We start from the raw sequence: 15,132 nt of genomic DNA on the forward strand, positions 1-15,132 counted from the left end.
ACTAAAATTTCATAACGCACCCGCTATTGGTAATAATGCATAAACCACTTTTGTCATATTCCTCAACATACGCTTAATTACAAAACCATATTGTAAGTATATTCACCTAAAATTCATTAAAATAAGGTAACAAAATGATGCGTAAGACATTGATAAAAATTACTATTTATTCGTTTTTTTTAACTTCAATATCAACTTTTGCACAACAACCGCCACCATACGATAAACAACTGCTACGACTCGCAGAAATTTTAGGATCCCTACATTATCTGCAAAATCTTTGTAGCACCCAAACAAACCAATGGTATGACCACATGACAACACTAATCGAGGCAGAAAAACCAACTCCACAAAGACGTGCCTATCTTTATGAAGCATTTAATGAAGCTTATAGAGCTTTTTCAGCAAATTATCATCACTGTACGCAATCAGCAATTGAAGCCAGTCAAAGATACGTTCAAGAAGGAAAATCCTTATCTGAAAGCCTTATTACGCATTTTCACAATTAGCTCATTTAAAACTATCACCCCTTTAATTCGGTCTATGCAAATGATATTATCTAAAAATGAATAGCTTAGTAAGCAAAATTTAACATAAGTATAATAGACTAACTAATTGAATAATAAGTCATAAAAATATTTTTATTTATTATGATAATGCTATTATTAATCATCTTCTGTATTCACTAAATCATTCAACAAAACTCATCAATTTTAATCTAATTATGCCAAAGATTCTATAAATTTCACAGGCTCACCCTGCGAAGGTGTAGCAATTTCACCTTCCCACATAACCCGCATACCACGAATAATTGTTCCAACTGGCCACCCCTTAACCTTCTTACCATCATAAGGTGTCCAACCTGCACGTGAACCAATCAATTCATTTGTAATAATCTCTTCTCGTTTGAGATCAACAATAGTCAAATCAGCATCATATCCAACAGCGATACGCCCCTTACAACTTATACCAAAAATTCGACTAGGACCATGCGAAGTAAGATCAACAAAACGTTCAATAGATAGCTTTCCTGCATTCACATGTGTCAGCATAATTGCTGCTGTTGTCTGTACACCTGTTATCCCTGATGGCGAAGAGGGATAGGGATTGCGTTTTTCTTCTAGCGTATGCGGAGCATGATCAGAGCCTAAAACATCAATAATACCCTGCTGAACACCATACCAAAGAGATTCATAATGGCGACTCTCACGGATAGGTGGATTCATCTGAATTAACGTGCCAAATTGCTGATAAGCATCAGAGGTCAAGGTCAAATGATGTTGAGTAACTTCAACCGTTGCTACGTCTTTATGATTTTTAAGAAAATCAATTTCTTCCGCTGTAGAAACATGTAACACGTGAATTCGTGCTTTCGTCTCGTGCGCTATTTTAACCAAACGCTGTGTACATTTGAATGCTGCGATCTCATCTCGCCAAACTGGGTGCGATGATGGATCATTCTTAATGCACAACATTTTACGCTCCTTAAGTCTTGCTTCATCTTCAGAATGAAAAGCTGCACGACGATGTATATTCTTTAAAATAAGACGCACACTTTCATCATCATCCACTAAGAGATCACCAGTAGAAGAACCCATGAATACTTTAATTCCTGCAGCTCCAGGAAGTCTTTCTAGCTCAGCTAATTCATGCATGTTTTCGCGTGTTCCTCCAACCCAAAAAGCAAAATCACAATGCATCCGATGAAATCCGCGTTTAACCTTATCAGCCAATGCTTTTTCAGACGTAGTTAATGGATTAGTGTTAGGCATTTCAAACACTGTTGTAACCCCTCCTAAAACTGCAGAATATGAGCCACTTTCCAAATCCTCTTTATATTCATTACCTGGTTCACGAAAATGGACTTGGCTATCTATGATACCAGGCAAAATATGAAGACCTGTACAGTCAATCACCTCAGCAGCAGACACAGATGTAAGATCGCCAATTTCAGCAATACGACCATTTCTGATACCAATATCACGCTTGCTGCTTCCATCATGATTTACAAGTGTTGCACCTTTAAAAATGGTATCAAATGTTTTAAACATAGCCGTTCTCCTTACATATCCTTTCTTATCGATTATGTAACTTTAGACAAAAAGGCAAGAATCATGATTGAAAAACAAAATGCCATTTTATTAAAAAACCGTAGAATTATTAAAGTTACCGGTGAAGAAGCAACACATTTTTTGCAAGTTCTTCTTACGACAGATGTAAAAAAAATCGGATCACAAGAAATTTTTCCTGGAGCTCTCTTATCCCCGCAAGGAAAGGTTATTGCTGATTTTTTAATCGGCAAAATAGATGACGGATATCTCATTGATATTGAGATGTCTTTAGCTGATATTTTCCAAAAGCGTCTTCTTCTCTATAAATTGCATAAAAAAGTAGAAATTACACAACCATTACAAGAAGTTGTCATGATTTTTTGGAATAATGAAATAGATATCTCAAACAATAATTTAAGTTTTATTGATAAACGCTTCCCACAAAAAGAAAAAATAATACGAATCTATGGGAAAATGCCTTTTTCTGCTCCAGAACATAATGATAATTGGAACAAAATACGCATCCGTTATGCGATTGCAGAAAGTAGTCAAGACTATGAAATAGGTAAAGTCTTTCCTCATGATATTAATTATGATCAAATTAATGGACTAACATTCAATAAAGGTTGCTACATCGGACAAGAAATTGTTGCACGAATGCACCATCATCACATGGTACGTCGCCGCATCTTAGTAGTAAAAAGCCAACACGAACTAATTCCGAAATCCAGCATCAGAGCAGGAACTAAAGTGCTTGGTTACTTGGGAACATGCGTTGCAAACGAAGCTTTAACGTTAATACGTATTGATCATGTCAAAGATGCTCTAAACAAAAACATCCCATTTGAAGTAGAAAATACTCCCGTCACAATAAGCATTGCCGAAAATATGAATTTTACTTTTTCAGAAAGTGCTATAAAAACTGATTAATAACTAAACTATATTATCAAAAGTTATAGATAAACTTGAATGTAAACACACTGCATGCAAAGAAATAAATACTAATTGCTAGATCTTTACGATAAACGATCTTTTACACGATTTTTAAATTTGCATTTTATTTTAGTTTATATACCTCTGCATCATCTGGAAAAACACGTGATCTTACGTCATTGGCATAACTTCTGATTGCGGTCTCCACTGCTTTTTCAATATCACCATAGCGACGCACAAATCTAGGTACACAGGCGCCATAGCCTAACATATCTTCCATTACCAATATCTGTCCATCACACCGATTGGATGCACCAATACCAATAGTAGGAATAGAAAGACTTTCTGTTAGCCTTACAGCTAATGGTTCGACAACTCCTTCCACAACAACAGCAAAAGCGCCTGCCTCTTCAATTGCTGCCCCATCTTCTTCAATCTTTTGCCAATCACTTTCTTTCTGCCCCTGTGTTTTAAAACCACCAAAACGATTTACAGATTGTGGAGTAAGACCAATATGCCCCATAACCGGAATACCGCGTTTACACAAAAAATCAATTGTTTTTGCTATATGGACACCACCTTCAAGCTTAATTGCACCACATCCTGTTTCCGAAAGAATACGCGACGCATTAAAAAAAGCCTGTTCTTTACTTTCTTCATAAGAACCAAAAGGCATATCAACAACAACCAGCGCTCTCTTAGATCCACGCATAACTGCCTGCGCATGCAAAACCATCATATCTACATTAACCGGAAGTGTTGTATCAAACCCATGTACAACCATACCAACACTATCACCAACCAAAAGGAAATCGCAATATGGATCCGCAATACGTGCAGTATAAACTTGATACGCTGTTAAAGAAACAATTGGTTCCTTTCCTTTTCTTGACCTTATTTCAGAAGCGGTAACACGCTTTATGGTTTTCTGTGCATTCATTTTTATTCCTTTTATTGCAATATATATTGATCAATAAGTCTAACTTCACCAAAACGAACAGTTAGTAATAAAATTGCAGGTCTCTTAAGTTTTCCTTTGATCACGCATAAAGTCTCTAAATCTCGTAAATCTACAGATTCAATGATCGCACGTGATTCCTGCTGTAAAATATCCAAAACAATTTTGCGTAATTTATAAGCCGATCGTTCACCTTGGTGATAAAGTTTTTCAGCAGCTTTACCACTTTCAGGAATAATTTTTGCAGCTTCACGATTTTCTAATGTTAACAACTGATTACGTGAAGAGCTAGCGACACCATCTGCTTCACGTAAAGTAGGTACTCCAACAATTTCAACAGGAAATGCTAGATCTTTAACCATACGGCGGATAATTAAAATCTGTTGAAAATCTTTTTCTCCAAAAAAAGCCTTATCTGGCTGAACAATATTAAAAAGTTTAGCTACAACGCTAGTCACACCACAAAAATGCCCTGGACGTAATCTCCCCATCAAAATACATGATAATTTTTCTACCTTAACAATTGTCTCATTCCCTAGTGGCCACATTTCTTCTATAGAAGGAGCAAAAACATATCCAACACCCGCTTTTTCTAATAAAGCACAATCACCAACTAAATCTCTCGGATATTTATCAAAATCCTCATGAAGACCAAATTGCTTAGGATTAACAAAAATAGAAACTAATACTCTATCACACATCATTCTCGCTTGCTGTACTAACGAGAGATGACCATTATGCAATGCTCCCATCGTTGGAACAAAGCCAATTGAAAATCCTAAACGCCGCTCTTCTGCGATACATCGACGCACTTCGGTAATTGTCTTTAAGACTCGCATCTTTACATTCTATTCATTTTTACTAAATCAATGTTTTCAACCGCCGTTCAAACAAGTGTATCAAATTGATACGAACTGACGGCTGTCTGATACCTCTTGGTTCCCAGACATAACGCATTAAAAAAAAACCTGTCAAAATAAAACCATTCATTATATCATTAAAATCAACAGGATGAACAGTTTTTTGAACCAAAAACTGTGGTAAAATGAAAAGCTTTTCTTTCCAAGGGTGTCCTGCTTCTTCACATATGGCACGTCCTGACTTTGGTGAGACATAATGAAGCTTTTCCTTACAACCTGTTGCAGCACAACAGGATAAATCAAGACCAAAACCAAGCTCTTCAAGAAACCGCATTTCAAAAAGAACAGATAATTCAGCGGCTACAAAAGACTCATCAAAACTCTGCATAAAAAGGTATAAAATATCATATAAAATTGGATGCGGATCACGCTCGGGAAGAAATCGTAAATGGAAAGCTATCAACTGTAAAGCATAAAGTGCCTCCGGTAAAACAATTAACCGCGCCGCATGTAAATCAAGCGATTCAAGCCGAAAAAATCCCAAATGCTCGTCTAAACGTGCACACCACTCAGCTTCTACAAAATTCCCAGGTTGAAGAAGAGCCGCCATACGACGAGAACGCCCTCCCTTTATAATCCCCATATAACGACCATGATGACGCGTCATAATCTCAAGAATTACACTTGTTTCACCATACTGACGTGCGCCAAGGATAATAGCCTGTTCTTTCCATTTCATTTTATTCTAAAAAATCCAATCCCATCTCGCGGTAACGTTCTGGATCAGTATCCCAATTATCACGCACTTTTACAAACAGGAAAAGATGAACCTTTTGATCCATAATTTCCATTAATTCTTTACGAGCAGCCTGACCAATTGCTTTAATTGTGCAACCTTTTGTTCCTAGAATAATTTTTTTCTGACTATCGCGCTCCACATAAATGACTTGATTAATTTTAACTGAACCGTTTGGCTTCTCTTCCCAGCTTTCTGTTTCAACTGTTGATGAATATGGAAGTTCATCGTGAAGACGAAGAAAAAGTTTTTCGCGTGTAATCTCAGAAGCAAGCTGACGCATAGGCATATCCGAGATTTGATCTTCTGGATAGTACCATGGCCCATTCTGCATCATCATACTCAATTCATGAAGCAAATCATTACAACCAGAGCCATTTAGAGCAGAAATCATAAACGTCTGTAAAAATTCTACTCGTTCATTAATTTTTCTAGTTAATGCCAAAAGAGATGACTTAGCCACTTTATCAATCTTATTAAGAACAAGAAACTTATCTTGTTTAATATTTTTTACAACATCTAACATCTCACACACTTCACCCGAAAGACCACCATGAGCATCAATCAAAACTAAAATAACATCAGCACTCTTAGCGCCACCCCAAGCAGCAGACACCATAGCACGTTCTAATCTCTTATGGGGATGAAAAACCCCTGGTGTATCAATCAATACAATTTGTGTATCATTATGAATGACAATGCCACGAATCAAAGTTCTTGTGGTTTGTACTTTATGCGTTACAATTGAAACCTTTGTTCCAACCAACTGATTAACCAATGTTGATTTACCAACATTAGGCATCCCAATAAGCACAACAAAACCAGAACGCGTCTTGATAACGTCATCCATGATCACTTTTTCCTTGTATCTCCCATATCCCTTCGCGTTGTAAAATTTTTTCAGCTGCCATTCTTTCAGCATATCGCTTAGAACTTCCCTCCCCAATTTCTGGTGCAAAACCAGAAATACTGACCTCTACCATAAAAATAGGATCATGATCTGGACCGGAACGTTTTATAACACGATAATGTGGTTGTGCACTACCCTGTATATGAGCCCATTCTTGCAATTCTGTTTTGGCATCACGCCGACCAGCATTCATCTGTTTTGCCCGATTTTGCCAATATTTCCTAATAAAAGGTCGAACACTCTCTACTCCTCCATCAAGATACATTACAGCAATCAAAGCTTCAATTACATCAGCATGCATATTTGTAAGCCGTCGATCACTTAAATTTCTCATTTCAAAGCCAACATTTATCATATCAGGTAACCCAATTTCTAACGCAATATCAGCACACGTCTGCGCATTAACTAAACCATTTAAACGCACAGACAACTCACCCTCACTTGCCTGTGGGAAAAACTGATACAACATCTCAGCAATCAAAAGACCAAGAACTCGATCACCAAGAAATTCTAAGCGCTCATAATCCCCCTGCTTAGAATCTTGTACACTGGAATGCGTCAGTGCTCTTTTTAATCTATCTACGTCTTCAAAACGATGCCCCGTCAGTTTCTCAAGCTGATCAATGATGGGATGATTCATTACTGATCCTCTGCTTATCAAGCGGCAAATCATGAACAGTATTAACAAAAGAAAATAACCGATTCCAGCGCACATCAAACGGCCAACGCCAAAGTTGCCAAGCACTCGAACCATTACTGATAGAGAAAAAAATCAAACTTGCTCGACCAATAAGATTTTCTTCCGGAACATATCCAACATCCAAACGACTATCATCTGAATTATCACGGTTATCACCCATCACAAAATAGTGCCCTTGAGGAACTTCGAAAACCTGTGTTTCATCAACTTGTGGAAAAAAACCTATGTCGAGTGTGTCATAACTGACACCGTTAGGCATTGTCTCACGATAAACATCAACAGGATAATTAAACTCTGTGACATCAAAATCGTTAATCTGTCCCATAAAATGACGTGGAACAGCTTTATCATTGATATAAAGGACACTTTGACGAACTTGTATACGATCACCAGGAAGCCCAACGACACGTTTTATATAATCAATATCAGGATTACTTGGTAAACGAAAAACAATGACATCTCCACGCTGAGGTTGAGATTTCCAAATACGTCCCGAAAAGATAGGAGGAGAAAAGGGCATGGAATAATGAGAATACCCATACGCATACTTAGAAACAAAAAGATAATCTCCCACGAGCAAAGTAGGACGCATGGAACCAGAAGGAATGCTAAAAGGCTGGAACAAAAGTGTACGAATAAGTCCAGCCAAAAGCAGAGCTTGTATCAAAACAAAAATAAATTCAATAATTGCGTTTTTTTTCTTTTTCTCTTTCTGAATCATAACAAATCTACCTTCTCATCACAAATACAACTTATTTTTTTATTACAATGTTCAAATATCAAAAGCATAACCTCCAACAATACTTACCCACGCGGAAATACTTCAATAATAACAAATGCTTGAGCCCAAGGAAAATCATCCGTTATGCTAAGATGAATAACAGCGTTATGATCAGAGGGTAATAATTCTTGTAATCGCATTTGCGCCCGATTTGTTAATTCCATAATTGGTTTTCCAGATGGCAAATTGATAACCCCCATGTCTTTCCAACTGATACCGAAAGCGACTCCTGTCCCTAAAGCTTTAGCACATGCTTCCTTAGCAGCAAATCTTTTTGCATAAGAAGCACTTTTTTTGATCGTATTCTCGGATGTGTTCCGTTCAATATCTGTAAAAACACGTTGAACAAAACGATCACTATGACGAATCAATATTCTTTCAATGCGTCTTATATCAACAAGATCACTTCCAAGACCAACGATCATAAAACACTACCTAGAATCTTTTTGATACAAACGCTTTTTTTTCATAATCTCTTGATATCGCTTTCGTTGAAAACGGGCTATTGCCCTGTAAACGCCTATATAGGATAAGCCACCGAAAATAAAACCTAAAAATACACCACCTAAAATCATCGGCCTCATGATTGAATTCCATGTCCCCTTAAAAAGAAGGGAAATATTCGAAGGAGTTAAACCATCAAATAAAGTACGAATTTGAGAAAGAGACATCTCGTTCACATCGCTAAATAGCGATAAAAAGAAATAACCTATTTTATAATCAGCTATAATAATAAAAAAAAATGTAAGTGGATTAGAAATAACAGTTCCAATAATTGCTGCTGCAAAATTTCCACGCAAAATCCAAGACAGAAGTATTGCTAAAATAATATGTATTCCAAAAAGAGGTGAGCAAGCCAAGAAAATACCGATAGCAAAACCCAATGCTACCTTATGTGGGGTTGCTGATATACGCAAAATACGTTTACGCATATAGCAAAATGAGCGAGAAAATGAACGACGTGGCCATAACCAAAGTCGAATGCGCTTTACAAAATTCGTTGATTCTCGATGATAAAAAAGCATATCATTCTCAGTATATATCTCGTAAAATTAAAAATAATTCGTATAGTTTAAATTAATCGAAATAGTTTTTTCGCACAAAAATAAAAAAATATAAAGACAATTAAATATTTCGACTTCCTGGCTTAACTGCTGGAAGCATAGCAAGATCAGCTGGTAATGCATCACTGGCATAAGATGCTATCTCATATTCAGCAAGTGCAATCAGAGGAACTCCGACATCAACTTTACCACCAGAACGATCAAGAATACACGCACTCGCCACCACGTCTACCTCTTCCGCAGCCAAAGCCTCAACTGTTTCACGAATAGACAAACCTGTTGTCACAATATCTTCAACAATCACAATTCGAGAACCTTTCTTAATTTCAAAACGACGCAATTGAAATATACCGTTAACACGCTCTACCCAAAGAGAAGGAATACCAAGGTGACGTGAAGTTTCATATGATGGAATAAGGCCACCGATAGCGGGACCAACCACATAATCAATCCTTCCTTCAACATGCCTCTTGATTTTTTCAGCCAACCCACAACACAACTTTTCCGTCAAATCAGCATGCATGAATACTTTTGCCTTCTGCATATAAGTGGCACTATGACGACCTGATGTTAAAATGAAATGCCCTTCCAGAATAGCATCTGCTTGTTTAAAAATATTAATCACATCTTGTGTATTCATTATGAACTCTCTCGTTTTATCCATGAATTCGACGCACTGTACTAACCGAACTTGCTTCTTTTAATTGGGAAAAAATACGATTTAAATGTTTTAAATCCCAAACTTCCAAATCAATCATGAGTTCTACAAAATCTGTTGCAGTACGGATAAAAGATAAATTTTGAATATTAGCATCATTCGCAGAAATAATTTGAGTAATTTCAGCTAAAGAACCAGGACTATTAACAGCCAAAACATCAATCCGAGCAGGAAAACGCTCATTCATTTGAGCATCAATATCCCAGCGAACATCAATCCACCTTTCTGGCTGATCATCATACGCCATTAAAGCCGAAGATTGTATCGGATAAATAGTGATCCCTGCACCTGGTTGCATAATACCAACAATCCGATCTCCTGGTACAGCTCCTTCAGGAGAAAAGCGCACCGGAATATCTCCTTTCGTACCCCGAATAGGTAGTGCCCTGCATTGATGCTTCTTCTCTAAGGTGGTACCATTTTCATTTTCTGGGACTTTAAAAATCATACCCTGAGCATTTTCAATGTTAAACCAACCTTCTTCTCCAGGCTTAAAAGATGACTTTTGTATTACACGGTGATCTTGATAATCAGGATAAACTGCTTTAACTACATCAGAAGAAGGTAGCTCACCACGCCCAACAGCTGCCAACACGTCTTCCACATCTTTGTGCGCTAAACGTGGCAAAACTTGTTTAAGGATGTCTTTTGAAAATTGTTTTTCCATATATTCGAAAGAACGCTCGAGAATACGATATCCTAAACCTGAGTATTGCTTACGTACTGCTGCTCGAGTTGCTCGACGAATAGCTGAACGTGCTTTTCCAGTTACAACAAAAAATTCCCACGCTGCTGGTGGAATTTGAGCTTGTGAACGTATAATATCAACTTCATCACCATTTTTCAATTTGGTCATTAAAGGCATAATGCGACCGTTAATTTTTACTCCTACACAAGAATCTCCTATATCAGTATGAACTGCGTAAGCAAAATCAATGGGTGTGGCACCTTTTGGAAACGCAATCAATCGACCTTTTGGAGTAAAACAGAAAACCTGATCTTGAAAAAGCTCAAGCTTCGTATGTTCTAAAAATTCTTCAGGATTATCTCCATCTGATAAAGATTGTATCGTTTGGCGTAACCACGCGTAGGCATTAGTTTCACTTGATAACTTTGAAGCAGAATAATTGGAACCACGTTCTTTATAGATGGAATGTGCAGCAACACCATACTCAGCAATTTCATCCATAGCAGCAGTTCTAATTTGCAACTCAACGCGCTGCCTCGAAGGACCTACAATTGTTGTATGAATAGAACGGTAATCATTTTGCTTTGGTATAGAAATATAATCTTTAAAACGCCCAGGCACCATCGGCCAAGTAGTATGGATAACACCAAGAGCACGATAACAATCATTGACTGTTTCAACAATCACGCGAAATCCAAAAATATCTGACAGTTGTTCAAAAGACAACGCTTTGCTTTCCATTTTACGAAAAACCGAATAAGATTTTTTTTGACGACTTTTAACATCAGCTTTAATACCATTTTTGAGAAAAAGCTTTGTTAATTCATTTTCAATCGTAGATAATAAATCACGATTACGTTTTGATAATTCGGAAAGTTGATTAGTAATGGTATGATAACCATCCGGATTTAAATGAAAAAAAGAAAGATCTTCTAATTCTTCACGCATATCCTGCATACCCATACGCCCAGCAAGCGGCGCATAAATATCCATTGTCTCTTCAGCAATTCTCCGACGCTTATCATCACGCATAACACCAAGAGTGCGCATATTATGAAGACGATCCGCAAGTTTTACTAAAAGAACACGAACATCATCAGAAATAGCAATAAGAAGCTTCCGAAGATTCTCTGCCTGTACTGCTTTCTTTGATACAAGATCAAGCTTATTAAGTTTTGTAAGACCTTCTACTAACTTACCGATTTCAGATCCAAAAAGCTGATCAATCTCTGCACGCGTAGCGCTTGTATCCTCAATCGTATCATGCAAAAGAGCGACAGCGATTGTTGCTTCATCCAACCGCATATCCGTTAAAATAGCTGCTACTTCTAAAGGATGAGAAAAATACAGATCACCTGAGGCACGCTTCTGATGACCATGCTTTTGCATCGCATAATCATAAGCCTTATTCAACAGAACCTCATCTACGTCAGATTTATACCGTTGAACACGGCCAACAAGATCACACTGACGCATCATACAAATACGCGCCCCTTACACTTTCACAACATGACCATTATTATACAAAAACACTCCATCACTGCAAAGGACAAAAAAAGAACCGAAACTCATACAACACACATTAATTCTCATGCTGTGAATCAATAATCATCACTCTTTTCTGGAACAACCAAACCCTCAATACCTGCTAAAAGATCTTCTTCTGACATATCATCAAATGAACACCCCTCTTCTTCTGAAGATGCACTAAAAACACCATCAGCCTCACCTGAATGAGAAATAAACTCACTCGCCACTTCTGGTTCATCCACCTCCACGTGTTTTTGCAAAGAATGAATAAGGTCCTCTTTTAAATCAGCAGATGACAGCGTTTCTTCTGCTATCTCACGTAAAGCAACAACAGGATTCTTATCATTATCACGATCAATTGTGATCTGTGCACCCTGTGAAATCTGACGTGCCCTATGCCCAGCCAAAAGCACTAGCTCAAAGCGGTTGTCAACTTTATCAATACAATCTTCTACAGTTACGCGGGCCATTTGCGCCCCTTTCTTAAAGATTAAAAACTCAATAATGGACGTTCATTATATACAATAATTCGAATAAAACACAAGAAAAACAACATAATCTTTAATATTTTTTGCTAAAGAAATTTATTTGATAAAATTCTTAGAAGATTCACAAAAAGGCATATAACCTATTCAAAATTAATTATTAAAGACTACTTGACTATTAAAGCAGTTTAAAAACTTTAGTAACATTAGAGATACGCTCATTGACAACTACTGCTGTTTAGGGAAAATGGATCCTTTAAGGTTATACCAAGTACTCAAATTTATTAACATTTTCTGAAACAACATATTCATTAAAAATAAAAAAATTTATCTTATCGAACTCTGTATTAACTAACATATTATTTGTTAAAATAAGTCACCAAACAATTTCCTATCTTTATAAAAATAATCGATAATGATTTTATGTTAATATGTCATGAAAAACCCTTCTATATTGATTACAAGGTTGTTTATAAAAACATGATAGGCCATAAGTTTTGCATAAATGACTCAATGAGATTTTTCATAACGAATAATTAATAATTGCCAATATGAATAGCCAATTAAAATCGCTTTGCCCAGAACCTCCACAAAATTGCAATTTATGCCCTCGCTTACATAAATTTATAGCCGATTGGCGTGTAAAAGAACCAAGTTGGCATAATGCGCCAGTAAGTCCATTTTTTCCTTATAAAGGTGCTGCGACAACACGCCTTCTTATTGTCGGACTTGCTCCCGGATTACGTGGAGCAAACCGAACTGGACGACCATTTACTGGTGATTATGCAGGACAATTACTTTATTCTACTTTAAAAAAATTCGGCTTTGCACAAGGTACTTTCGAAGAAAAAGCAGATGACAATCTTAAACTTGTTGATGCAGCAATTGTTAACTCAGTTCGTTGTGTCCCACCAGAAAATAAACCCACTGGTGCTGAAATAAATACCTGCCGATATTTCTTTTCACCTCTTTTAACAAATCTTCCAAAACTTAAAGCCGTTATCACTCTTGGCACCATTGCTCACCACTCGACTTTACGTGCTTTAAATTCAAAAATTTCAGCGCACCCTTTTGGACACGGGAAAATAAGTAACATTGGAAAACTGCGCATCTTTTCAAGTTATCACTGCTCACGTTATAATACTAACACCGGACGTTTGACGAATGCTATGTTCCATCAAGTTTTTCAAGCAGCAAAAACACATTTAGATCAATGCTGAAATTATCAGAAATTATACAAAAAATATATATAAACCAATCATTTGGTCATCCATATTTTTTTAAAAGCCTCGCTTTCTCACGTCCCCAATCACGTTTTTTTTCTGTTTCACGTTTATCATAAAGTTTTTTTCCACGCGCTAGAGCAATCTCTAATTTAGCACATCCTCGTTCATTAAAATAAAGTTTAAGCGGAACAAGCGTCATTCCTTCACGAGAAGTTGCATTAAAAAAACGCACCATTTCACGTTTTGAAATCAATAGCTTACGCAAACGACGAGATTCATGATTAAAACGATTAGCCTGCGTATATTCAGGAATATAACTGTTAACTAACCACAACTCCCCATTCTCAAAGCTAGCATAACTTTCAGCAATATTAGCATGATTAGAACGTAAAGACTTCACTTCTGTTCCCTGAAGTACAAGACCGGCTTCCAGATTATCAAGAATTTCGAAATTGAAACGAGCTTTACGATTATCAGCAATTATTCTTCGTATAGGCGCGTTCTTTTTTTTATTCATGGCGACATATCATTCTTTAAGAAGACCAGCATATTTCAAAGCCGCATCAATACTCCTTTTCGTAGTATCCAACAACGGAACGATAGGTGAACGAACAGTATCGCCACACAACTTCAACTTTGCAGCTGCATATTTAATACCTGCGGGATTCGGCTCAATGAACACAGCACGATTGAGAGGCATCAAGCGGTCATTTAATTCCAGTGCTATTTTATAATCACCACGGTAACAAGCAGCATGAAGCTCTGCACAAAGTTTCGGAGCAACATTAGATGAGACTGAAATACATCCCACTCCCCCACATGCATTAAAACCTAATGCTGTACAATCATCACCAGAAAGTTGTAAAAAATCCTTACCACATTTTTCACGTTGTTCACTAACACGCTCAATCCTGCTTGTTGCATCCTTAACACCAATAATATTTTTAAAGTCTCGACAAAGATCTTTCATAGTTTCTATATCCATATCGATAACAGAACGCCCAGGGATATTATAAATTATAATAGGGATAGAAATAGATTTCGCAACAGAAGAAAAATGCGTGTATAAACCACGCTGGTTAGGTTTGTTATAATAAGGAGTCACAACTAAAACTGCATCTGCACCCGTTTTTTCTGCATGCTGTGCAAACTCTATAGCCTCACTTGTGCTATTTGACCCTGACCCAGCCACAACAGGAACACGTTTTGCAACCTGCTCAACACATAATTCTATAATTTTCTTATGTTCTTCATGGCTTAATGTTGCTGATTCACCAGTTGTTCCAACAGGGACTACACCATTAATACCTTGTGTGATCTGCCACTCGACAAAATTGCAAAACGCTTCTTCATCAACAACACCATTTTTATCAAACGGCGTGATAAGCGCAGTTAAAGCTCCCTTGAGCATGATAACCTCCCTGTAATGTTA

17 protein-coding genes are annotated in these 15,132 nt (G+C 37.1%); 3 read left to right on the plus strand and 14 right to left on the minus strand.

All coding sequences use genetic code 11. The annotated features are described in order from the left end of the window. Positions 1 to 137: 137 nt before the first annotated feature. Complete coding sequence (locus V3565_RS00975) at positions 138 to 509, plus strand: TIGR02301 family protein (protein ID WP_455478893.1); 372 nt, start codon at positions 138 to 140, stop codon at positions 507 to 509. 213 nt (positions 510 to 722) lie between these two features. On the opposite strand, the gene V3565_RS00980 is transcribed toward V3565_RS00975, so the two are convergent. Next, entirely contained in the window at positions 723 to 2,051 is a 1,329-nt protein-coding gene (locus V3565_RS00980; RefSeq protein WP_455478480.1) for a dihydroorotase, read from the minus strand. Between the two features lie 63 nt (positions 2,052 to 2,114). Between V3565_RS00980 and ygfZ the strand changes: the two genes are divergently transcribed. Further along, entirely contained in the window at positions 2,115 to 2,981 is an 867-nt protein-coding gene (gene ygfZ, locus V3565_RS00985) for a CAF17-like 4Fe-4S cluster assembly/insertion protein YgfZ (protein WP_455478481.1), read from the plus strand. 127 nt (positions 2,982 to 3,108) lie between these two features. Here ygfZ and panB read toward each other — a convergent pair whose 3' ends face one another. From panB to rpoZ, 11 genes are all read right to left on the minus strand, one after another. Next, positions 3,109 to 3,924 carry a 3-methyl-2-oxobutanoate hydroxymethyltransferase gene (gene panB, locus V3565_RS00990; protein WP_455478482.1) on the minus strand — a complete coding sequence of 272 codons (816 nt, stop codon included), beginning with the start codon at positions 3,922 to 3,924 and terminating at the stop codon, positions 3,109 to 3,111. Between the two features lie 11 nt (positions 3,925 to 3,935). After that, positions 3,936 to 4,781 (minus strand): pantoate--beta-alanine ligase, encoded by an 846-nt coding sequence (gene panC / locus V3565_RS00995; RefSeq protein WP_455478483.1) that lies wholly within the window; start codon positions 4,779 to 4,781, stop codon positions 3,936 to 3,938. 22 nt (positions 4,782 to 4,803) lie between these two features. Further along, positions 4,804 to 5,541: a DNA repair protein RecO gene (gene recO / locus V3565_RS01000; protein WP_455478484.1), complete on the minus strand. Its 738-nt coding sequence runs from the start codon at positions 5,539 to 5,541 to the stop codon at positions 4,804 to 4,806. Position 5,542: 1 nt separating this feature from the next. Beyond that, positions 5,543 to 6,448, minus strand: coding sequence for a GTPase Era (era, locus tag V3565_RS01005; protein ID WP_455478485.1), 906 nt, complete (start codon positions 6,446 to 6,448; stop codon positions 5,543 to 5,545). Further along, positions 6,441 to 7,148, minus strand: a complete 708-nt coding sequence (gene rnc / locus V3565_RS01010) for a ribonuclease III (RefSeq protein ID WP_455478486.1) — start codon at positions 7,146 to 7,148, stop codon at positions 6,441 to 6,443. The genes era and rnc overlap by 8 nt, the downstream gene beginning before the upstream one ends. Beyond that, on the minus strand, positions 7,129 to 7,929 hold the full coding sequence (gene lepB / locus V3565_RS01015; protein WP_455478487.1) for a signal peptidase I: 801 nt from the start codon (positions 7,927 to 7,929) through the stop codon (positions 7,129 to 7,131). The genes rnc and lepB overlap by 20 nt, the downstream gene beginning before the upstream one ends. An 83-nt stretch (positions 7,930 to 8,012) precedes the next feature. Continuing rightward, positions 8,013 to 8,414 (minus strand): holo-ACP synthase, encoded by a 402-nt coding sequence (gene acpS, locus V3565_RS01020; protein WP_455478488.1) that lies wholly within the window; start codon positions 8,412 to 8,414, stop codon positions 8,013 to 8,015. Between the two features lie 6 nt (positions 8,415 to 8,420). Next, a complete protein-coding gene (locus tag V3565_RS01025; RefSeq protein WP_455478489.1) occupies positions 8,421 to 9,014 on the minus strand; it encodes a DUF2062 domain-containing protein in 594 nt (197 codons plus the stop codon). 100 nt (positions 9,015 to 9,114) lie between these two features. Beyond that, positions 9,115 to 9,693, minus strand: coding sequence for an orotate phosphoribosyltransferase (pyrE, locus tag V3565_RS01030; protein WP_455478490.1), 579 nt, complete (start codon positions 9,691 to 9,693; stop codon positions 9,115 to 9,117). A gap of 16 nt (positions 9,694 to 9,709) precedes the next feature. Next, the gene (locus tag V3565_RS01035; protein ID WP_455478491.1) at positions 9,710 to 11,938 is read right to left on the minus strand and encodes a RelA/SpoT family protein; all 2,229 of its coding nucleotides are present in this window, start codon (positions 11,936 to 11,938) and stop codon (positions 9,710 to 9,712) included. A 122-nt stretch (positions 11,939 to 12,060) separates the two neighbouring features. Next, on the minus strand, positions 12,061 to 12,459 hold the full coding sequence (gene rpoZ / locus V3565_RS01040; protein WP_455478492.1) for a DNA-directed RNA polymerase subunit omega: 399 nt from the start codon (positions 12,457 to 12,459) through the stop codon (positions 12,061 to 12,063). Positions 12,460 to 13,025: 566 nt separating this feature from the next. Here rpoZ and V3565_RS01045 point away from each other — a divergent pair. Then, positions 13,026 to 13,694, plus strand: a complete 669-nt coding sequence (locus V3565_RS01045; RefSeq protein WP_455478493.1) for a uracil-DNA glycosylase — start codon at positions 13,026 to 13,028, stop codon at positions 13,692 to 13,694. 46 nt (positions 13,695 to 13,740) lie between these two features. Here the strand turns inward: V3565_RS01045 and smpB are convergent, their stop codons facing one another. Beyond that, complete coding sequence (gene smpB / locus V3565_RS01050) at positions 13,741 to 14,217, minus strand: SsrA-binding protein SmpB (protein WP_455478494.1); 477 nt, start codon at positions 14,215 to 14,217, stop codon at positions 13,741 to 13,743. Between the two features lie 9 nt (positions 14,218 to 14,226). Further along, positions 14,227 to 15,111, minus strand: a complete 885-nt coding sequence (gene dapA, locus V3565_RS01055) for a 4-hydroxy-tetrahydrodipicolinate synthase (protein ID WP_455478495.1) — start codon at positions 15,109 to 15,111, stop codon at positions 14,227 to 14,229. Positions 15,112 to 15,132: the final 21 nt, after the last annotated feature.

The sequence above is a fragment of the Bartonella sp. B10 genome (assembly GCF_053794435.1).